15 protein-coding genes are annotated in these 21,003 nt (G+C 69.1%); 5 read left to right on the forward strand and 10 right to left on the reverse strand.

Annotated features, from left to right (window positions below; all coding sequences use genetic code 11):
• The first annotated feature begins 209 nt into the window (after positions 1-209).
• Entirely contained in the window at positions 210-1,703 is a 1,494-nt protein-coding gene (gene glpK, locus ACAM54_RS16570; protein ID WP_369648290.1) for a glycerol kinase GlpK, read from the forward strand.
• Between the two features lie 20 nt (positions 1,704-1,723).
• On the opposite strand, the gene ACAM54_RS16575 is transcribed toward glpK, so the two are convergent.
• From ACAM54_RS16575 to ACAM54_RS16590, 4 genes are all read right to left on the reverse strand, one after another.
• On the reverse strand, positions 1,724-2,185 hold the full coding sequence (locus ACAM54_RS16575; RefSeq protein ID WP_369648291.1) for an SH3 domain-containing protein: 462 nt from the start codon (positions 2,183-2,185) through the stop codon (positions 1,724-1,726).
• Positions 2,186-2,450: 265 nt separating this feature from the next.
• Positions 2,451-3,407 (reverse strand): alpha-E domain-containing protein, encoded by a 957-nt coding sequence (locus tag ACAM54_RS16580; protein WP_012748499.1) that lies wholly within the window; start codon positions 3,405-3,407, stop codon positions 2,451-2,453.
• A gap of 11 nt (positions 3,408-3,418) precedes the next feature.
• Positions 3,419-4,912: a circularly permuted type 2 ATP-grasp protein gene (locus tag ACAM54_RS16585; RefSeq protein WP_309935289.1), complete on the reverse strand. Its 1,494-nt coding sequence runs from the start codon at positions 4,910-4,912 to the stop codon at positions 3,419-3,421.
• A gap of 91 nt (positions 4,913-5,003) precedes the next feature.
• Positions 5,004-7,469 (reverse strand): DNA internalization-related competence protein ComEC/Rec2, encoded by a 2,466-nt coding sequence (locus ACAM54_RS16590; RefSeq protein WP_369648292.1) that lies wholly within the window; start codon positions 7,467-7,469, stop codon positions 5,004-5,006.
• 140 nt (positions 7,470-7,609) lie between these two features.
• Here ACAM54_RS16590 and ACAM54_RS16595 point away from each other — a divergent pair, with 140 nt between their 5' ends.
• The 4 genes from ACAM54_RS16595 to ACAM54_RS16610 all read left to right on the forward strand — a co-directional run bounded on the left by ACAM54_RS16595 (position 7,610) and on the right by ACAM54_RS16610 (position 15,516).
• The gene (locus tag ACAM54_RS16595) at positions 7,610-11,137 is read left to right on the forward strand and encodes a DUF2126 domain-containing protein (RefSeq protein ID WP_369648293.1); all 3,528 of its coding nucleotides are present in this window, start codon (positions 7,610-7,612) and stop codon (positions 11,135-11,137) included.
• A gap of 84 nt (positions 11,138-11,221) precedes the next feature.
• Complete coding sequence (locus ACAM54_RS16600; RefSeq protein ID WP_145747285.1) at positions 11,222-13,954, forward strand: circularly permuted type 2 ATP-grasp protein; 2,733 nt, start codon at positions 11,222-11,224, stop codon at positions 13,952-13,954.
• 129 nt (positions 13,955-14,083) lie between these two features.
• The gene (locus ACAM54_RS16605; RefSeq protein WP_369648294.1) at positions 14,084-15,061 is read left to right on the forward strand and encodes a transglutaminase N-terminal domain-containing protein; all 978 of its coding nucleotides are present in this window, start codon (positions 14,084-14,086) and stop codon (positions 15,059-15,061) included.
• Positions 15,058-15,516: a RidA family protein gene (locus ACAM54_RS16610; protein WP_145747282.1), complete on the forward strand. Its 459-nt coding sequence runs from the start codon at positions 15,058-15,060 to the stop codon at positions 15,514-15,516. The genes ACAM54_RS16605 and ACAM54_RS16610 overlap by 4 nt, the downstream gene beginning before the upstream one ends.
• A gap of 11 nt (positions 15,517-15,527) precedes the next feature.
• Here ACAM54_RS16610 and ACAM54_RS16615 read toward each other — a convergent pair whose 3' ends face one another.
• The 6 genes from ACAM54_RS16615 to ACAM54_RS16640 form a co-directional block, all read right to left on the reverse strand.
• Positions 15,528-16,553 (reverse strand): LacI family DNA-binding transcriptional regulator, encoded by a 1,026-nt coding sequence (locus tag ACAM54_RS16615; RefSeq protein WP_369648295.1) that lies wholly within the window; start codon positions 16,551-16,553, stop codon positions 15,528-15,530.
• A 124-nt stretch (positions 16,554-16,677) separates the two neighbouring features.
• Positions 16,678-17,661 (reverse strand): D-glycerate dehydrogenase, encoded by a 984-nt coding sequence (locus ACAM54_RS16620; protein ID WP_307698779.1) that lies wholly within the window; start codon positions 17,659-17,661, stop codon positions 16,678-16,680.
• A 2-nt stretch (positions 17,662-17,663) separates the two neighbouring features.
• Complete coding sequence (locus ACAM54_RS16625) at positions 17,664-18,617, reverse strand: sugar kinase (RefSeq protein ID WP_369648296.1); 954 nt, start codon at positions 18,615-18,617, stop codon at positions 17,664-17,666.
• A 10-nt stretch (positions 18,618-18,627) separates the two neighbouring features.
• Positions 18,628-19,371 carry a sugar phosphate isomerase/epimerase family protein gene (locus ACAM54_RS16630; protein WP_369648297.1) on the reverse strand — a complete coding sequence of 248 codons (744 nt, stop codon included), beginning with the start codon at positions 19,369-19,371 and terminating at the stop codon, positions 18,628-18,630.
• Positions 19,371-20,126 carry an amino acid ABC transporter ATP-binding protein gene (locus ACAM54_RS16635; protein WP_369648298.1) on the reverse strand — a complete coding sequence of 252 codons (756 nt, stop codon included), beginning with the start codon at positions 20,124-20,126 and terminating at the stop codon, positions 19,371-19,373. The genes ACAM54_RS16630 and ACAM54_RS16635 overlap by 1 nt, the downstream gene beginning before the upstream one ends.
• A gap of 32 nt (positions 20,127-20,158) precedes the next feature.
• Positions 20,159-20,965, reverse strand: coding sequence for a transporter substrate-binding domain-containing protein (locus ACAM54_RS16640; RefSeq protein ID WP_369648299.1), 807 nt, complete (start codon positions 20,963-20,965; stop codon positions 20,159-20,161).
• Positions 20,966-21,003 lie beyond the last annotated feature (38 nt).

Below are 21,003 nucleotides of genomic sequence, written 5' to 3' on the forward strand. Positions count from 1 at the left end.
TCGTTGATCAGTTGTGCACCCAGAGCGTGCCCAGGTGCACAGAGCATCGGGTGCTCCCCGCAGCGAAATAAAGGAGGAGGCCGCAGGCCGGGGGACATTCGCGGAGGGGCGTACCCGGTGATCTGTGCACACGCCCTGAACAACAAGAAAACAAGAACAACAGCGCCAGGAACAAATGACATGACCCGACCCCGAGGACCCTTCAAGCCATGACCTACCTGCTCGCCCTCGACCAGGGCACCTCCAGTTCCCGCAGCATCGTGTTCGACCGCGAAGGCCGCATCGTCGCCATCGCGCAGAAGGAACTCACGCAAATCTATCCGCGCCCCGGCTGGGTCGAGCACGACCCGATGGAGATCTGGCAGAGCCAGCTTGCCACCGCGCGCGACGTGCTCGCCAAGGCCAAGCTGCAGCCCGCGGACATCCATGCCATCGGCATCACCAACCAGCGCGAGACCACCGTGCTGTGGAACCGCAAGACCGGCCAGCCCGTGCATCACGCCATCGTCTGGCAGGACCGGCGCGCCGAACCGCTGTGCGCGCAGCTGCGCGACCAGGGCATGGCCGGCACCATCCAGGAGAAGACCGGGCTGGTCATCGATGCGTATTTCTCCGGCACCAAGCTGCGCTGGCTGCTCGACAACGTGCCCGGCGCGCGCGCGCAGGCCGAGCGCGGAGAGCTCGCTTTCGGCACCGTCGACAGCTGGCTCATGTGGCAGCTCACCGGCGGCAAGGTGCACGTCACCGACGTGAGCAACGCCTCGCGCACCATGCTCTTCAACGTGCACCGCAACGAATGGGATGCCGACCTGCTCAAGGCACTCGACATTCCCGCCGCGCTCATGCCCAGCGTGCAGCCGTCGAGCTCGCACTTTGCCGACACCGATGCCGCGCTGCTCGGCCGCGCGCTGCCCATCGGCGGCGTGGCCGGCGACCAGCAGAGCGCCCTCTTCGGCCAGGCCTGCTTTGCAGCGGGCATGGCCAAGAACACCTACGGCACCGGCTGCTTCCTGCTGATGCACACGGGCAGCGAATTCCAGCCCTCGCACAACGGCCTGCTCGTGACCAGCGCCGCGCAGACCGACGCCACGCCGCAGTACGCAATGGAAGGCAGCGTCTTCGTCGGCGGCGCCGTGGTGCAGTGGCTGCGCGACGGCCTGAAGGCCATCAAGGGCAGCGCCGAAGTGCAGTCGCTCGCCGAAAGCGTGCCCGACGCGGGCGGCGTGATGATGGTGCCGGCCTTCACCGGCCTCGGCGCGCCCTACTGGGACGCCGATGCGCGCGGCACCATCACCGGCCTCACGCGCGGGACCACGGTGGCGCACATCGCGCGCGCCGCACTGGAAAGCATCGCCTACCAGAGCGCCGCGCTGCTGCAGGCCATGAGCCGCGATGCGGTCGCGGCCGGCGGCACGCCCGTGGCCGAACTGCGCGTGGACGGCGGCGCGAGCGTGAACGACCTGCTGATGCAGTTCCAGGCCGACCTGCTGGGCATTCCCGTGGTGCGGCCCGAAGTCATCGAGACTACCGCGCTCGGCGCCGCCTACCTTGCGGGCCTGTCGACCGGCGTCTACAGCGACGCGCGACAGCTGTCGAAGCTGTGGAAGGTGGAGCGGCGCTTCATGCCGACCATGGGCCGCGCGCAGGCCGAGGAATCGATGGCGCGCTGGGAGCGCGCGGTGCGGCAGGCCACGGCAACCTGAGGCCCGCTGCCAGCGCCAGGCTACCAGCCCCAGACCAGGCGCCGCGCCACCCAGCCGGTGCCGCCGCCTTCGTGCCGGACCTTGACCCAGTCGCCGCGGCGCTCGAGCGTGCGCAGCACGTCGCCATAGACCGCCCGCTTCACCACGGGACTGCGCGCGCTTGGCGACCTGCGCAGCACGGCCACCTTCGCCTTCACCACATGGTGCGGCGTCCTGCTGGTCATCGGGCGGTAGACCCACGCCTTGTCGTTTTCGAAGTCGCTGACCCGCAGCCAGTCGCCCTTCCTGCCGATGACGCGGAACGGGTAGCCCTTGCCCACGGTCCAGTGCGCTTCGTAGCGCTGGCCGGGACCGGTGCGCATGTTCAGGGTCTTGGCCGCGGAACTGACCATCTGCCGCTCGGCGGCGAATGCGAACGGCAATGCCATCCACGAGAGAACGAATGCGAGGAGCAGCGCGGGCAGTCGGCTGGATCTGGACATGGAGCGGGGGGTCCTTTTCTATCGAGCTTCAAGAAGAATGTCCGGCGATGCCGGGCGAGCCCGTCTGGGCACTCGAAGGCGAATAAGTTCCGCCGGGATATCCCTCAACGCCTTAGAAGCGCCTGCAGCACGAGCCGGCGGCTCTTTGATTTCCGGCTGCGCAGGAGGCCGCGCGCCTTTCGCTGCCGCATTGACCATCGCCCCGGCCCCCCGCGGCCGGCTGCGCGCCGTAGCGCGGCCGGTGGGCCCGGACTCGAACGCCCGCTCAGTGCGCCGGAACCAGGAAATCCTGGCTGATCCGCCCGCCGAGTTCGTTCACCCGGTCGAGGAACTGCGTGAGGTAGGCATGCAGCCCGGTCGCGAGAATTTCGTCGACGCGTGCGTACTGCAGGTCGGCCAGCAGCTTGCCGGCGCGGCGCTGGGTTTCTGCGCTCTGCTCGTTCTGCACCTTGGCGAGGTTGTTCACCACTTCGACCAGGCTCGCATGCAGCGAGCGCGGCATGTCGGCGCGAAGAATGAGCAGCTCGGCCACGCGCTCGGGCTTGATCACGTCGCGGTACACCTTGCGGTACACCTCGAAGGCCGAGACGCTGCGCAAAATGGCGCTCCAGTGATAGAAGTCGTACTCCTGGTCTTCTTCCGTGGCGGTGCCGAAGAACTCGCTGTTGAGCGCGTGGAACTTCACGTCCACCAGCCGCGCCGTGTTGTCGGCGCGCTCCAGAAAGGTGCCCAGGCGCGAGAAGTAGAACGCCTCGTCCTGCAGCATGGTGCCGAGCGTGACGCCGCGCGACAGATGCGAGCGGAACTTGACCCATTCGAAGAACTGGGCCGGATCGCGCTCGAAGTCGCCGGCGCGCAGCATGCGGTTGACTTCGAGCCAGGTGGTGTTCTGGGTTTCCCAGGCCTCGGTGGTGAGCGCGCCGCGAACCGCCCGCGCGTTTTCGCGTGCGGCCTTGAGGCAGGAAAGGATGGAAGACGGATTGCTCTCGTCCTTGACCATGAACTCCATCACGTCGTGCGGCGTGATCTGCTCGTACTTCTTGTTGTACGAAGGCAGCAGCTCGCTGATGGACAGCACGCCCTGCCAGCCGTACTTGGCCACTTCGGCCGATTGGGGCAAGAGCGAGGTCTGGTAGTTGACGTCGAGCATGCGGGCGGTGTTTTCCGCGCGCTCGGTGTAGCGGGACATCCAGTAGAGATGGTCGGCGGTGCGTGACAGCATCGTTTGTGCTCCTACGATTGGCTTTGCGACTGCGTGGCCGCCTTGGGCCTGGGCGTGCGGTCGGCTTCGAGGATCCAGGTGTCCTTGGTGCCGCCGCCCTGCGATGAATTGACCACCAGCGAGCCCTCCTTGAGCGCCACGCGCGTGAGGCCGCCGGGCACCATCTGCACCTCGCTGCCCGAAAGCACGAAGGGTCGCAGGTCGATGTGGCGCGGCGCGATGCCGGCATCGACAAAGGTCGGCGAGGTCGACAGGCTCAGCGTGGGCTGGGCGATGTAGCCGTCGGGCTTGGCGATCACGGCCTTCTTGAAGTCCTCGATCTCGGCCTGCGTGGCCGCCGGGCCGATCAGCATGCCGTAGCCGCCGGCGCCGTGCACCTCCTTGACGACCAGGTCCTTCATGTTGTCGAGCGTGTACTGCAGCTCGTCCTTGTTGCGGCACATGTAGGTGGGCACGTTCTTGAGGATCGGCTTTTCGCCGAGGTAGAACTCGACCATCTTGGGCACGTAGGGGTAGATCGACTTGTCGTCGGCCACGCCGGTGCCCACGGCATTGCAGATGACGACGTTGCCTTCGCGGTAGGCGCGCATCAGGCCCGCGCAGCCGAGCGTGGAGGTGGGACGGAACACCTCGGGGTCGAGGAAGTCGTCGTCGACGCGGCGGTAGATCACGTCGACGCGCCGCGGCCCGCGCGTGGTGCGCATGTAGACGAAGTTGTCCTTGACGAACAGGTCCTGCCCTTCGACCAGTTCCACGCCCATCTGCTGGGCAAGGAAGGCATGCTCGAAGTAGGCGCTGTTGTACATGCCGGGCGTGAGCACCACCACCGTGGGCTCGGCCGTGGCGGGCGGCGCGCTGGCACGCAGGGTTTCGAGCAGCAGGTCGGGGTAGTGCGCCACCGGCGCGATGCGGTTCTGGTTGAACAGCTCGGGGAAGAGCCGCATCATCATCTTGCGGTTCTCGAGCATGTAGCTCACACCGCTGGGCACGCGCAGGTTGTCTTCGAGCACGTAGTACTCGCCGTTGCCCTGGGCATCGGGGGCGCGCACGATGTCGATGCCCGAGATGTTGGAGTACACGTTGTGCGGCACGTTGACGCCCATCATCTCGGGGCGGAACTGCGCGTTGTGGAGGATCTGCTCGGCCGGGATGATGCCGGCCTTGATGATTTCCTGGTCGTGGTAGACGTCATGCAGGAAGCGGTTGAGCGCCGTCACGCGCTGCACCAGCCCCTTTTCCATGCTCTCCCACTCGTGGGCTGGAATGATCCGCGGCAGCAGGTCGAACGGGATGAGCCGCTCGGTGCCGGAACCGTCCTCGTCCTTGGCGCCGTACACCGCAAAGGTGATGCCGACCCGGCGGAAGATCATTTCCGCCTCTTCGCGTCGCGATCGCATCACCTCGCCGGGTTGCTTCGCGAGCCATTGGTCGTAGCGCTTGTAGTGCTGCCGGATTGCAGCCCCCGCATAGGGCAACTGCTCATACATCTCGTCGAATTTGTGCATGGAACGACCAATCTCCTTGAGCCATAGCTTAGCAAGTTCGAGGCCAGTGAAAGCCCTATGTTGAGGCGAAACACCGCGCCGCCGCCCGCTTTCACGGCAGGCGGTGGTGCCAATAGCGGGCATTGCGCTCCCGTTCGCAGCCGACTTCGCCCGGTTCCCGGCTGCGCCAGAGCACGGCGCCGCAGGGCACGCTTTCGACCAGCTTCACGCCCTGCGCGGCATAGCGCTCGACCACTTCCGGGGCCGGGTGGCCGAAACGGTTGCGGTAGCCCGCCTGGACCAGCGCGAGGCGCGGGCGTACCGCTTCGAGGAACGGCGCGCTCGACGAAGTCTTGCTGCCATGGTGCGGCGCGAGCAGCACGTCGGCGCGCAGATCGGCCGTGCGCGACACCAGCGCGGCCTCCTGCAGGCGCTCGATGTCGCCGGCCAGCAGCACCGTGGCGCGGCCGTTGGCGATGCGCAGCACGCAGGAAATGGCATTGGGCTTGGTGAACGACAGGTAGTCGTCCGCCGCCGGATGCAGGATCTCGAAATCCACGCCGTCCCAGGTCCAGCGCTGCCCCGCCTCGCAGCGCCGCGCCGGACGCACCGCTTGCAGCGGGTGCGTGGCCTCTATCGAGCTCAACAGCGCCGCCTGCGGCTGCATCGCGAGCACCGCGGCCGCGCCGCCGGTGTGGTCGCTGTCGCGGTGGCTCAGCACCAGCATGTCCAGCCGCTCGTCGAAGGCGCGCAGCAGCGGCACGAGCACGCGATGGCCGGCGTCGCTCTCGAGGCTGTAGCGCGGGCCGGCGTCGTACAGCAGGCTGTGCGCTGCGGTGCGCACCAGCACCGCGTTGCCCTGCCCGATGTCCGCGGCCAGCAGTTCGAACTGCCCCTCGGCCGGACGGGGGGCGTGCCAGAGCAGCACCGGCAGCAGGAGCGGCAGGCCCAGCGTGCGCAGCGACCACGGCAGGCGCATGGCCAGCAGAACGCCGCCCGCCACCCCGCAGGCCGCCATCCACACGGGTGGCGCCGCCATCGAGACCGTGGCATAGGGCAGCGCGGCCAGCCACCGCAGCAGCAGGGCCAGCAACTGCACGGACCAGGCGGCAAGCTCCCAGAGCGGCGGTGCCACCGCACCCAGCATCGCCAGCGGCGTGACCACCAGCGTGACCCAGGGGATCGCCACCGCATTGGCCAGCAGGCCCACCACCGACACCTGCTGGAAAAGCAGCAAGCTGAGCGGGGTGAGCGCCAGCGTGATCACCCATTGCTCGCGGAAGAACCCCAGCAGCCGGGACCATTTTCCCGCCGCCTCCCCGGCCGGCCGCATGAAGCCGGTCGCGAACAGGATGCCGACCGCCACGAAGCTGAGCCAGAAGCCGGCCTGCATCAGCGCCCACGGGTCGACGGCCACCACCACCGCCGCGATCAGCAGCCAGACATGGGGCCATGGCCAGCGCCGCCCCGTGAACCGCAGCAGCGCCACGGTCGCGAGCATCCAGACCGTGCGCTGCGAAGGCACGCCCCAGCCGCTGAAAAGCGCATAGAGCCCGGCCAGCAGAACGCCGCCGGCCAGCGCGGCCTGCGGCGCGGGAACGCGCAGCATCAGCCAGCCGCTGCGGCGCCACAGCGCGCCCACCACATGCGCGGCAAGCCAGGCGAACATGGTGATGTGCAGCCCCGAGATCGACATCAGGTGGGCCACGCCGGTGGCGCGAAAGACATCCCAGTCGCTGCGGTCGATGGCGCCCTGGTCGCCGGTGACGAGCGCGGCGATGACGCCGGCCTGCCTCGCATCGGCCACGCGCTCGAACACCGCATCGCGCACCGCCTCCCGCGCACGTTCGATCGGATGCAGCCATGTGGATTGCAGCCGCGCCGGCGCCGCATCGCGGGCACCCGTTCGCACGTAGCCGCTGGCATGAACGCCCTGCTCCCAGAGCCACAGTTCGTTGTCGAAGCCGTGTGGATTGAGATTGCCGTGCGGCGCCTTGAGCCGCACCGTGAGACGCCAGCGCTCGCCCGCATGCAGCGCGGCCGCATCGCCGGCGGCGGCACGGCCTTCGGTCGCGCGCCCCCAGAGAGAGCTGTCCTCGCGGTACCAGCCGAGCGCGATGCGCGCCGGAACGCGCGGCGCAGCCCCGGCGCGCCCGTCGGCCCAGCGCGCCGACTCCACATCGAGCCGAAAGCGCGTGCCGCCCTCGTTGCGCTGGGGCATCTGCGCGACCACGCCCACCACCTGCAGGTCGCGGCCTTCGAGCGCCGGGTCCAGTGCGCTCTCTGCATAGGCCACCGCGCGCCAGCCCGCAAGCCCGCCGGCGGCAAGCGCACCGCAGGCCAGCGCAAGGACGATCGCAAGCCCTGCCGGCATGCGCCACGCCCGAAGCGGCCGCCGCCATCGGCGCGACAGTGCCGCCAGGCCCGCCAGGCCGGCGAAGAGCAGCGCCGCATAGGCACCCGCGCCCCACAGCCTCGGCTGGTGCAACTGCAAGGCCGCGCCGAGAAGCGATCCGCCCAGCGCAGCAAAGGCCCACGACGATGCCGCGGCGCCGCCCGACGCGCGCCGCGGCGTCAAAGGAAAACTCCCGAACACATGCTGCAAACCCTCCCCGTGCTCGCGCTCAGTGGCGCGTTAATTGCTATGCAACTGGGCTAGTATGCGTCTCACAAGAGACATCTTTTCGATGCAATCTCGCAGTACTGCACACAAAACGCATGTCCATTCACGCCGCACTCCACCACGTCACCCACTACAAATACGACCGCCTGGTGCAGTTGGGCCCGCAGGTCGTGCGCCTGCGTCCCGCGCCGCACTGCCGCAGCAACGTCATCTCGTATTCGCTGCAGGTCGAGCCGGCCGAGCACTTCGTCAACTGGATGCAGGACCCGTTCGCCAACTACCAGGCGCGGCTCGTGTTTCCCGAGAAGACGCGCGAGTTCAAGGTCACGGTCGACCTGGTCGTCGAGATGGCGGTCTACAACCCCTTCGACTTCTTCCTCGAGCCGCAGGCCGAGAACTTCCCGTTCAAGTACACCGCCTCGCAGGCCGAAGAACTCGCGCCCTACCTCGTCACCGAGGAACCCACGCCGCTTCTGCAGGCCTACCTCGACAAGATCGAGCGCAAGGAGCAGCGCACCATCGATTTTCTGGTCGGCCTCAACCAGCAGGTCCAGAAGGACGTCAACTACCTGATCCGCATGGAGCCCGGCGTGCAGACGCCGGAAGAAACGCTCGCCAGCGGCAGCGGCTCCTGCCGCGACTCGGGCTGGCTGCTGGTGCAGTTGCTGCGCCATTGCGGCCTGGCCGCGCGCTTCGTCTCGGGCTACCTGATCCAGCTCACGCCCGACGTCAAGGCGCTCGACGGCCCGAGCGGCACCACGGTCGACTTCACCGACCTGCACGCCTGGTGCGAGGTCTTCCTGCCCGGTGCGGGCTGGATCGGCCTTGACGCCACCTCGGGCCTTCTTGCCGGCGAAGGCCACATCCCGCTCGCCTGCACGCCCACGCCTTCGAGCGCCGCGCCCATCGAAGGCGCGGTGGACGAAGCCGAGGTCGATTTCGGCCATGAGATGAAGGTCACGCGCATCTACGAATCGCCGCGCGTGACCAAGCCCTACACCGAGGAACAATGGGCCGAGGTGCTCGCGCTCGGCGATGCGGTCGATGCGCGCCTGAAAGCCGGCGACGTGCGGCTCACGATGGGCGGCGAGCCGACCTACGTGGCCACCAGCGACCGCGACGCGCCCGAGTGGAACACCGATGCGCTCGGCCCCACCAAGCGCGGCTATGCCACCGAGCTCGTGCACAAGCTGCGCGCCGAGTACGGCCAGGGCGGCTTCCTGCACTTCGGCCAGGGCAAGTGGTACCCGGGCGAGCAATTGCCGCGCTGGGCGCTGTCGATCTTCTGGCGCGCCGACGGCCAGACGCTCTGGCACGACCCCGAACTCTTCGCCGACGAGCGCGTGCCCACGCACTACACGAGCGAAGACGCGCGCCGCTTCACCACCGTGCTGGCGCACAAGCTCGGCATCACCGAGCGCTACATCCAGCCCGGCTACGAAGACGTCTACTACTACCTCTGGCGCGAACGCCGGCTGCCGGTCAACGTCGATCCCTTCGAGTCGAAGCTCGACGACGAGCTCGAGCGCGTTCGCCTGCGCCGCGTGTTCACGCAGAAGCTCGACGCGGTCATCGGCTACATGCTGCCGCTCGAACCCGGCAACGCCAATGCCGACGCGCCCGCGCTCGAAGGTCCGGGCTGGAAGACCGGCCCCTGGTTCCTGCGCGACGACCGGCTCTACCTGATCCCGGGCGATTCGCCGATGGGCTATCGCCTGCCGCTCGATTCGCAGCCCTGGGCCAGCAAGGGCGACTACCCCTACCTCGTCGAGCGCGACCCGACCGCGCCGCGCGCCGCGCTGCCGAGCTCGGCCGACTACCGTGCGCGCTATGCCGTGCCGGCCGGCGGCGCAGCGGGTGCCGACCTGGGCACGGTGCCCTATGCCTTCGGCGCGCCGCCGGTGGTGCCCGCGGCCCTGCGCATGCAGGCGCCGGGCGAAACGGCAGCCGCGAGCGGCGATGCCGCCGCAGCCGACGCAGCAGCAGCCATCCGCTCCTCCGCCACGCCAGCCACGCGCCAGCCGGTGCGCGGCGAATCGGCCCATTGGGTCACGCGCACCGCGCTGTGCGTCGAAGTGCGCGACCCGCGCCGCGCCAACGGCCCCGCGGCCGAGAAAAAAGGCAGCGCCTCGGGCGTGCTCTACGTCTTCATGCCGCCGCTCGCGCGCCTGGAAGACTACCTCGACCTGGTCGCGGCCGTCGAAGCCACGGCGCAGCAGCTCGGCATGCGCATCGTGATGGAAGGCTATCCGCCGCCGCGCGATCCGCGCCTGAAGATGCTGGCCGTCACGCCCGACCCCGGTGTGATCGAAGTCAACATCCATCCGGCCCACAACTGGAAGGAACTGGTCGCCCACACCGAGTTCCTCTACAACGCCGCGTTCGAAACCCGCCTCTCGGCCGAGAAGTTCATGACCGACGGGCGCCACACCGGCACCGGCGGCGGCAACCACTTCGTGATGGGCGGCGCCACGCCGGCCGACAGCCCCTTCCTGCGCCGGCCCGAGCTGCTCGCGAGCCTGCTGCTCTATTGGCACAACCACCCTTCGCTGAGCTACCTGTTCTCGGGCATGTTCATCGGCCCGACCAGCCAGGCGCCGCGCGTGGACGAAGCGCGCAACGACCAGGTCTACGAGCTCGAGATCGCGCTGAAGGAAATCGCCAGGAACCGCGAGATCCACGGCCAGAACATGCCGGCCTGGCTGGTGGACCGGACGCTGCGCAACATCCTGATCGACGTCTCGGGCAACACCCACCGCAGCGAGTTCTGCATCGACAAGCTCTACTCGCCCGACTCGAGCACCGGCCGCCTCGGCCTGCTGGAGCTGCGCGCCTTCGAGATGCCGCCGCATGCACGCATGAGTATTGCGCAGCAGCTGCTGATCCGCGCCCTGGTGGCGCGCTTCTGGGACGAACCGTACAAGGCGCCCGTCACCCGCTGGGGCACCGAACTGCACGACCGCTTCCTGCTGCCCACCTTCGTCAAGATGGATTTCGACGACGTGATCAGCGAGATGCGCCAGGCCGGCTTCGCGTTCGATGCCGACTGGTTCGCGCCGCACCTGGAGTTCCGCTTTCCGCTGGTGGGCCAGGTGCAGGCCATGGGCGTGGAGCTGTCGCTGCGCAATGCACTCGAGCCCTGGCACGTGATGGGCGAGGAAGGCTCGGCCGGCGGCACGGTGCGCTATGTCGATTCGTCGCTCGAGCGCATCGAGGTGCGCGTGACCGGCCTGAACGAAAGCCGCCACGTGATCACCGTCAACGGCAAGGTGCTGCCGCTGCAGCCCACGGGCACCGTCGGCGAATTCGTGGCGGGCGTGCGCTACAAGGCCTGGAACCCGCCGTCGGCACTGCATCCGAGCATCGGCGCCCATGCGCCGCTGACCTTCGACATCGTCGACACCTGGATGAAGCGCTCGCTGGGCGGCTGCCAGTACTTCGTGGCCCACCCCGGCGGGCGCAACTACGACACCTTCCCGGTCAATGCCTACGAGGCGGAAAGCCGTCGCATGTCGCGCTTCACGCGCATGGGCCACACGCCGGGGCTGATGCGCACGCCGCCCGCAACCATCGAACTCGCGGGCAGCCGCGAATTCCCGTTCACGCTCGATCTGCGGCGCTGAGAGGGCCTCAAAAAAACCCGCAAGAGGACATTCCGCACATTGCCGCCATCCGGCCGGTGACGGCAATGTGACAATCCACCTCCTGTGGAACCTTTGAACGAATCCCTGTTCGACGCCCAGGCGCTGGAATTTCCAGCCGCCCTGGCGTCGGCGCTCGCGCCGGCCGCCCTGCCCGGCCACTTCGACGAACTGCGCGGGCAGGCCACGCCGGCGCGACCGGTTGCGGGCACGGCGCCCATGGCTCCGTTGCCGCCCATGCTCTACGACGCTGCGGCGGAGCGGCCCGCGATGCCGCCGGACCTGCCCCCAGCCCAATCCCAGACGCAGACCCAGGTCCTCCAGCCCTCCTCCAACGACAACCCGCCCCTCACACCCGCCTGGAACGCCTTCTTCGAGCAGCTCGGCCCGGGCGGCTTCAGCGATCTCCCACGGCGTGCCGTCAGCCTCGAGCGGCAGATCCGGGACAACGGCGTCACCTACAACGTCTATGCCGACGCCGACGGGCCGCAGCGCCCCTGGTCGCTCGACCTGTTCCCGCTGATCGTCTCGCCCGAGAGCTGGAGCCAGATCGAGACCGGCGTGCTGCAGCGCGTGCGCGTGCTCGACCGCGTCATGGCCGACGTCTACGGCCCGCAGCAGCTGCTGGCCGAGGGCCTGCTGCCCGCGGCGCTGGTGCACGGCCACCCCGGCTACCTGCGCGCGCTGCACGGCGTGAAACCGCCGGGCGACACCTGGCTGCACATCGCGGCCTTCGACCTTGCGCGCGGGCCCGACGGCAACTGGTGGGTGGTGTCGCAGCGCACGCAGGCGCCCTCGGGGCTGGGCTACCTGCTCGAGAACCGGCTGGCCATCACGCGGCAGTTTCCGCAGGCCTTCGAGGCCCTGCAGGTGCAGCGCCTGGCCGCCACCTACAGCGCCATGATGGACGGGCTGCAGCGCATGTGCCCGGCCGGCGTGCCGCCGCACATCGCGCTCCTGACGCCCGGCCCCTACAACGAGACCTACTTCGAGCATGCGTACCTGGCGCGCTATCTCGGCCTGACGCTGGTCGAGGGCAGCGACCTCACGGTGCGCGACCAGCGGCTCTACCTCAAGACCCTGCAGGGGCTGCGGCCGGTGCACGGGCTCATCAAGCGGCTGGACGACCAGTTCCTCGACCCGCTCGAGCTGCGCCCCGATTCCACGCTGGGCGTGCCGGGGCTGCTGCAGGCGATTCGCGCGGGCAATGTGCTGGTGGCCAACATGCCGGGCTCGGCGTTCCTCGAATCGCCCGCGCTGCTGGGCTTCCTGCCCGGGCTGGCGCGCCGCCTGATCGGCGAAAAGCTCAAGCTGCCGGCTCTGCCGACCTGGTGGTGCGGCGAGCGCGCCGCGCTCGAGGCGGTGCTGCCGCAGCTCGGCGACTGCGCCATCAAGCCCACCTACCCTGGGTCCGACGGCCAGACCAGCTTCGACGCGGTGCTCGGCAGCCAGCTGAGCCGGCGCCAGCTCGACGAATGGGCCGGCCGCATCGTGCGGGAGGGCGAGGCCCACACGGTCCAGAGCTACCTGCCGCTGTCGCAGATGCCCACCTGGGCCAACGACATGGGCCCCGGCCACATCGCGCCGCGCGCGGTGCTGCTGCGCGTCTTCGCGGTGAGCGACGGGCCGCAGTCCTGGCGCGTGCTGCCGGGCGGGCTGGCCCGGCTGGCGGGCCGCGATGCGCAGATCGCCTCCATGCAGCGCGGCGGCAGCAGCGCCGACGTGTGGGTGCAGACGCACGGCGAGGTCGACCGCACCACCCTGCTGCAGCCGCATGCCACGCCGGCCTCGCTCGCGCGGCACCGCGCGCCCGTGACCAGCCGCGCGGCCGAAAACATGTTCTGGCTCGGCCGCTACACCGAGCGCGCCGAGAACGCAGTGCGCCTCGCGCGCCTCACGCTCAACCTGCTGGGCAGCGAAGACCAGTCCTCGCGGCCGCTGCTCGACTGGCTGCACCGCATGGCGCTGCGCAATGCGCTGGTGCCGGCCGAAGTGCCCAGCGCGCCGCAGTCGCGCCGCGTGTTCGAACGCGCGCTGATCGCCGAGCTCGGCGACGTGGAACGCGGCGGCAGCGTGGGCTTCAGCCTGCGCTGCATCCGGCAGGCCGCCGCCGCCGTGCGCGAACGGCTCTCGCAGGACACCTGGAACCAGATCGTGCGCGCCGAAGCCGACTTCCTGCGGCGCGCGGCCGAACAGGCTGGGGAAGGCAGCTTTGCCACCGGCGCTGCGCTGCGCGCGCTCGAATCCGCAAGCACCGCGCTCGCCGCCATGACCGGCGCGCAGACCGACCGCATGACGCGCGACGACGCCTGGCGCCTGCTGTCGATCGGCCGCCACATCGAGCGCCTGGGCTTTCTTTCGAGCGCGCTGGAGGCCGGCTTCGAGAACGGCGCCGTGCACGAGGTGAGCGGCTTCGAAGCCATGGTGGCGCTGTTCGACAGCACCATCACCTTCCACGCGCGCTACCAGCAGCGGCGCGACGTCGCCACGCTGGTCGACCTGCTGGTGCTCGATGCCGAGAACCCGCGCTCGCTGGCCTGGGTCACGCAGACGCTGCGCGGGCGCATAGCGCGCCTGGCCGGCAGCGCGCCCGGCAAGCTCACAGCGTTGTCGTACGAACTTTCCGATCCCGCCAGCTGGACGCTCGAGCATCTCTGCGCGGCCGGCGCCGAGGCCAGCTACCCGGCACTGGTCGAGCTGCTGGCCCATTGCGAGACCGCGGCCTACCATGTGTCCGACGCCATCGGCACGCGCTATTTCACGCTCACTTCCGAATCGCTGCGCTCGGTCGGCGCCTGAATATGCTCACCCCCAGTCTTCGCGCACTTCGTGTCGCTTCGCCAACCCCCTTCGAGGGGGCAACGCCAGCGGCCCGGCAAAGCCGGTTCCGCGGCGTTCCACGATGAATCCAGGGAGGCCGACTTCGCCATGCTGCTCCACGTCACGCACGAAACCCGCTACGAATATTCGCCCGCGGTCGAAACGGCGCAGCACCTGGCCCACCTGAAGCCGCTGGCCACCGGTTCGCAGCGGCTCGTGAGCCACAGGCTCGCGATCGAGCCGCAACCCGCGCAGCGCAGCGAAGTGCCCGATGTCTACGGCAACACGCGCGCCTTCTTCGCGCTCGAGGCCACGCACGACAGCCTCGTGGTCACCGCCGAAAGCGTGGTCGAGACTTCAACGCCGCAGCTTGCGCCCGGCATTGCGCGCGAGCTGCCCTGGGAGGCCGTGCGCGAGCGCTTCCGCTACCGCAAGGACGCCACCTTCGACCCGGCCTCGGAGTTCGTGTTTCCGTCGCCCTACGTGCCGCGCCACGACGACTTCGCGGCCTATGCGCGCGCGAGCTTCGCGCCGGAGCGGCCGACCTTCGACGTGGCCATGGACCTCACCGAGCGCATGTACCGCGACTTCGCCTACGACGCCGACAGCACCGAGATCAACACGCCCGCCGTTGAAGCGCTCGCGCAGCGCAAGGGCGTGTGCCAGGACTTCGCCCACATCATGATCGCCTGCTTCCGCGCCATGGGCCTGCCGGCGCGCTACGTGAGCGGCTACCTGCTCACGCAGCCGCCGCCGGGCCAGCCGCGGCTGGTGGGCGCCGATGCCTCGCACGCCTGGGTGTCGGTCTACCTGCCGGGCGAAGGCGACGGCGACGGCCATGAAAGCGCCGGCGGCTGGGCCGACTTCGATCCCACCAACGGCCGCCAGCCCGGCGAGGACTACGTCGCACTCGCGATCGGGCGCGACTATTCCGACGTCTCGCCGATGCGCGGCGTGCTGCATGGCGGCGCGCGCCACACGCTCAAGGTGGGCGTGACGGTGCGGCCGATCGAAGAGCTGCGCGCGCAGGCGGCGCAGTCACAATCACAGGTTCAACCGCAACCCCCTGACAAGGATCTTCAATGAGCGTTTACGACAAGCTTTCCAGCCTCGGCATCACCCTGCCCCCGGTCGCCGCCCCCGCCGCGGCCTACGTGCCCTTCGTGCGCACCGGCAACCTCGTTTTTCTCTCGGGCCACATCGCCAAGAAGGACGGCAAGGTCTGGGCCGGCCAGCTCGGCGCGGACATCGGCACCGAAGAAGGCAAGCAGGCCGCGCGCGCCATCGCCATCGACCTGCTCGGCACGCTGCATGCGGCCGTGGGCGACCTGAACAAGGTCACGCGCATCGTCAAGGTCATGAGCCTGGTCAACTCCGTGGGCACGTTCACCGAACAGCACCTCGTGACCAATGGCGCGAGCGAGTTCTTCGCCGAAGTGTTCGGCCCCGAGAAGGGCGCGCATGCGCGCAGCGCGTTCGGCGTGGCGCAAGTGCCGATGGGCGCCTGCGTGGAGATCGAGCTGATCGCCGAAGTCGCCTGAGCGGCCGGTGCCTACGCCGGCTGCGACGAGCCTCGCACCACCAACTGCCCCGGCAGCAGCAGCTGGCGCGGCGCGGCGTCCAGTCCCTGCAGCCGCTCGATCAGGCAGGTGGCGGCCGTGCGGCCGATGGCGTCGGTGGGCTGGGCCACGGTGCTCAGGCCGGGGCCGATCAGCGAAGCCCATTCGGGATCGTCGAAGCCGACGAAGCCCAGGTCCTCTCCGAACCGCCAGCCCAGCCGCGCCATCGACTGCGCCACGCGCAGCGTGACCACCGCATTGCCCGCGACCACGGCCGCCCGGCGCCCCCGCCCAGCGCGCCGGCGCAGCGCGCGCAAGGCCTCGTCGAGCGCATCGCTGTCGCCCTCCACGCTTTCGAACACCTCGCCCGCCACGCGCGGCTCGTGCGCGGCCACGCAGGCACCAAAGGCGGCCGTGCGCTCGCGCCGCGAGCTCACGCCCTTCTGCGGCTCGGTCACGTAGAGCAGCTCGCGGTAGCCGCCCTCGACGAGGTGGCCGCAGGTGTCGCGCATGGCCGAATCGTTGTCGAGCGCGACGAAGTCGGTGTGCATGCCGGTGTGGCGCCGGTCCACCAGCACCGCGGGCTTGCCGTGCAGCGTGACCGCATCGACCACGTTGCTGCCGCGCCCCAGCGTGTTGAGGATGAAGCCGTCGACCTGGTAGCCCGCGAGCGCATCGATGGCCTCGCGCTCGCGTTCGCTCTCGTTGCCCAGGTTGAACAGCATCACCAGGTAGCCGGCGTCCTGGCAGGCCTTCTCGGCGCCGCGCAGCACCGCCACCGAATAGGGGTTGGTGATGTCGGCCACGATCAGGCCGATGAGGCGCGAACGGCCATGGCTCAGCGCCTGCGCCATCGGGCTGGGGGTGTAGTCCAGCTTGGCGATGGCCGCCTCCACGCGCGCCGCGATATCGCGGCTCAGCAGCCGCTCGCGGTGGTTGAGAAAGCGCGAGACCGTGGCCTTGGAAACGCCCGCCGCCTCGGCGACGTCGGCGATGGTGGCGCGGCCGCTCGGATTCATGGATTTGCTCCTTCCCCTTCCGGGGGAAGGTTGGGATGGGGGCAGGCAGAGCACTCGATGGATGCGCCGCTTGCCCCCACCCCTGCCCTCCCCCGGAAGGGGAGGGAGAAAAGCCTTGAGGGACTCATGCGGCCGCCGTGTCGTACGGCGCCGTCGGTTTCTCGCCGGCCAGCACCTGCAGCAGGTTGGTCGTCGCGAGTTCCGCCATGGCGTGCCGCGTTTCGTGCGTGGCCGAGCCGATGTGCGGCAGCGGCGTCACGCGCGGATGCGTGCGCAAGGGCGAATCGGCGGGCAGCGGCTCCTTCGCGAACACGTCGAGGCCGGCCGCGCGCAGCGTGCCGTGGTCGAGCGCGTGCAGCAGCGCTTCTTCGTTCACCGTGGCGCCGCGGCCGCCGTTGATGAAGGCCGCGCCGGGCTTCATGCGCGCGAAGAAGGCGGCGTCGATCATGCCGCGCGTGGCGTCGGTCAGCGGCAGCATCGCCAGCACGATGTCCGAACGCGCGAGCAGCTCATCGAGCGGCGTGTGCGTGGCACGGCCCTGCAGCTCGGGCGCCTGCTTGGCCAGATCGACCGGGCGGCGCGCGTGGTAGAGCACCGGCATGCCGAAGCCCAGCGCGGCGCGGCGCGCCACGGCCTGGCCGATGCGGCCGAAGCCGAGGATGCCGAGCGTCTTGCCGTGCACGTCGGTGCCGAAGAGTTCTTCGCCGATGTTCTTCGTCCAGCGGCCTTCGCGCACGAGGTTCGAGAGCTCGACCACGCGACGCTGCGTGGCCATCAGGATCGCGAACACCGTGTCGGCCACGGTCTCGGTCAGCACGTCGGGCGTGTGGCACAGCACGATGCCGCGCTTGTGCAGTTCCGCGAGCGGGTAGTTGTCGACGCCGACCGACACGCTCGAAATCACCTCGAGCTGCGGCGCCGCGTCGAGCAGCGCCGCATCGACCGTGTGGCTCGCACCGATCAGGCCGTTCGTGGTGGCGAGCGCGGCGGCAAAGGCCTCAGGCTCCTTGCGCGGATCGGCCACGGTCACGTGGTGGGCGGCCTGCAGGCGCGCCAGCTGGTCTTCGGGCAATGGCCGGAAGACCAGCACGTTCTTTCTTGTCGTCATGGTCAGAGTCCCGCTTCTTCGAGTTGCGCGCGCGTCGGCAGGCCTTCGGTGTCGCCCAGCACCTGCACCGCGCGCGCGCCGATCCAGGCGCCGCGGCGCACGGCCTCGGGCACGCTCCTGCCTTCGAGCAAGGCGCTCACCACGCCGGCCGCAAAGCCGTCGCCCGCGCCCACGGTGTCGATCACTTCCTTCACCGGGAAGCCATCGACGCGGCCGATGCCGGCCACGTCGCTGTCATAGTAGGCGCCCGCCGCCCCAAGCTTGACGACCACGAGCTTCGCGCCGCGCTGGCGGTAGAAATGCGCAATGCCTTCCGGCGTACTCTCGCCGGTCAGCAGCAAGCCTTCCTCGATGCCCGGCAGCACCCAGTCGGCGCGCGAGGCCAGCTCGTTGATCCAGTGGCGCATCGTCTCGGTCGACGACCACAGCGTAGGCCGCAGGTTGGTGTCGAACGAAATCGTGCGGCCCGCCGCGCGCATCACCTCCATGGACTTGAGCGCAGCCTGCAGGCTGGTGTCGGAGATGGCCGCGAACACCCCGGTGGCATGCAGGTGGCGCGCCGAGCGCAGCCAGGCCTCGTCGATATCGGCCGGACCCATCTGGCTGGCGGCCGAGCCTTTGCGGTGGTATTCGACCGGCGGATCGCTGCCGTCGGTGACGCGGCCCTTGAACTGGAAGCCGGTGCGCTGCGCCGGATCGCAGATGACGTGCGAGCAGTCGATGCCCTCGCCCTTCATCGCCGCGATCAGGTAGCGCCCCATCGAGTCGGTGCCCAGGCGGCTGGCCCAGCCCACCTTGAGCCCCAGGCGCGAAAGCCCGATGGCCACGTTGGTCTCGGCGCCAGCCGTGCGCTTGTGGAACGCCTGCGCGTCCTCCAGCGGACCGGGCCGGTCGGCCACGAGCAGCAGCATGGCTTCGCCGAACAGGGCGACGTCGAAAGCAGTGGGTTCTGTCATGTGTTTCTCCCTAGGCCCGCGCGGCGCGGATGAAGTCGACCTGCGCGCGCACGACAGCCGGCAGGTCGTCTCCCGCCAGAGGATATTCGATGGCGTGCGACACGTCGGCCGGCAGCGCACGCAGCACCGCGCGCCACGGCGCGGCCGAGTCGGCCAGCGGCACCGCCACCCATTTGTGCGGCAGCCGCTGCACGCCCTTGCAATGCACGTAGCGCACGCGGCGGCCCAGCGCCTGTGCGGCCTGCAGCGGGCACTCGCCGAGCCAGTGCCAGTTGCCCATGTCGAAGGTCATGCCCAGTTCGACACCAGCGCGGTCGGCCGCATCGAAGAAGGCCTGCAGCGCGGGCAGCGTGCCGGCGCGCACGGTCTGGTCGTTTTCGATCAGCAGTTCGACGCGGGTTTCGGCAAGCTGCACCTTCAGGCCCCAGAGCGAGCCATGCGAAGACGCGCGAAAGTCGCCGATCGACATCTTGAGCCGCCGGGCACCGAGCCGGGTTGCGGCGGCAACGCCGCGTGCCAGCGCTGCGCTGTCGAGCCAGCCGCCTTCGGCCCAGAGCCCCTCGGGGCTCGAATACACCGAGGCCAGGCCCGCCAGCAAAGGCAGCTCCGCCTCGGCGTTGCGCAGCATCTCTCCGCGCACCTCGACCGAATCGGCGCCGGCCTCCAGCGCCATCTGCGCGCACCAGAGCTGGCCATGCCGCCCCACCTCGGCCGCACCGAAGGACGACAGAGAAACCAATACCTGAAGGGACATCAGTGCGCCTGGTGCGAGCTCAGGATCTGGCCGAGGAACTGGCGCGTGCGCTCGTCCTTCGGGTGGCCGAAGAACTCCTGCGGCGGCGCCTGCTCGACGATCTTGCCGTCGGCCATGAAGATCACCCGGTCGGCCACGCTGCGGGCAAAGCCCATTTCGTGGGTCACGCACAGCATGGTCATGCCGTCTTCGGCCAGGCCGATCATGGTGTCGAGCACTTCCTTGACCATCTCGGGATCGAGCGCCGAGGTGGGCTCGTCGAACAGCATGATCTTGGGCGACATGCACAGCGCGCGCGCAATCGCCACGCGCTGCTGCTGTCCGCCCGAGAGCTGGCTCGGGTACTTGTTCGCCTGCTCGGGAATGCGCACGCGCGTGAGGTATTTCATGGCCACTTCTTCGGCCTGCGCCTTGGTCATGCCGCGCGAACGCATCGGCGCGAGCGTGCAGTTCTCCAGGATGGTGAGGTGCGGGAACAGGTTGAACTGCTGGAACACCATGCCCACTTCGGCACGCACCGCGTCGACGTTCTTGCCACCGGCCGTGAGGTCGATGCCGTCGACCACGATGCGGCCCTTCTGCACCGTTTCGAGCCGGTTGATGCAGCGGATGAGCGTGGACTTGCCCGAGCCCGAAGGCCCGCAGATCACGATGCGCTCGCCCTGGCGCACCGACAGGTCGATGCCGGTCAACACCTGGAATTCACCGTACCACTTGTTGACCGCTTCCATGCGGATGATCGATTCCGTCGTCATGCCAGGATTCCTTCTTCTTCAGCCTTCGAAGCTCACTGCATCTTGGGCAGGTCGGCCTGCAGCCACTTCTGGTAGAGCTTGTTGAGCTCGCCATTGGCGGTGTTCTTCGCCACGAATTCGTTCACGGCCTTGTGCAGCTCTTCCTGGCCCGGGCGCATCGCGATGCCCATCGACTGCTGCACCAGCGTGAACTTGTTTTCGTAGGTGCCGGCCGGCACGCGCTTGGCGATCTGCGCCGCCACGGTGACCGAGCAGCCGATCGCGTCGACCTGGCCCGAGATCAGCGCCTGCATGGCCGAGGCGTCGTCGTCGAAGCGGCGGATCTCGGTGCCTTCGGGCGCGGCCTTGGTCACGGCCACGTCCTGCGTGGAAGCACGGGCCACGCCCACGCGCAGGCCCTTCAGGTCGCCGGCCGCCTTGATGGGCGTCTTGGTGGCGCCGTACAGCACGATGGTGGCGGCCGCATAGGGCTGCGAGAACTGCACCTGCTTGGCGCGCTCGGGCGTGATGGCCAGCGAGGCGACCAGCACGTCGACCTTGTTGGTCAGCAGGAAGGGAATGCGGTTCGGGCCGGTCACCGGCACGATGTTGGCCTTGACGCCCCAGTCCTTGGCCAGCAGCTTGGCCACGTCGGCGTCGTAGCCGTCGGGCTGGTTCTGTGCATTGGTGGTGCCGTAGGGCGGAAAGTCGACCAGCATGCCGATGGTGATCTCGCCCTTCTTCTTGATGTCGGCCACGGACTGTGCCGAGGCGAAGGAGGCGAACACGGTGAGCGCGGCGCCCAGTCCCAGGGATGCGAGGGCTGCCAGCGCTGCGCGGCGGGTGGTGGTACGGGTCATGGAAAGTGTCTCCTGGATAAAGAAGGAAGCAATGAGAA

The organism is Variovorax sp. V93, assembly GCF_041154485.1.
In the GTDB taxonomy this organism is placed as follows: domain Bacteria; phylum Pseudomonadota; class Gammaproteobacteria; order Burkholderiales; family Burkholderiaceae_C; genus Variovorax; species Variovorax beijingensis_A.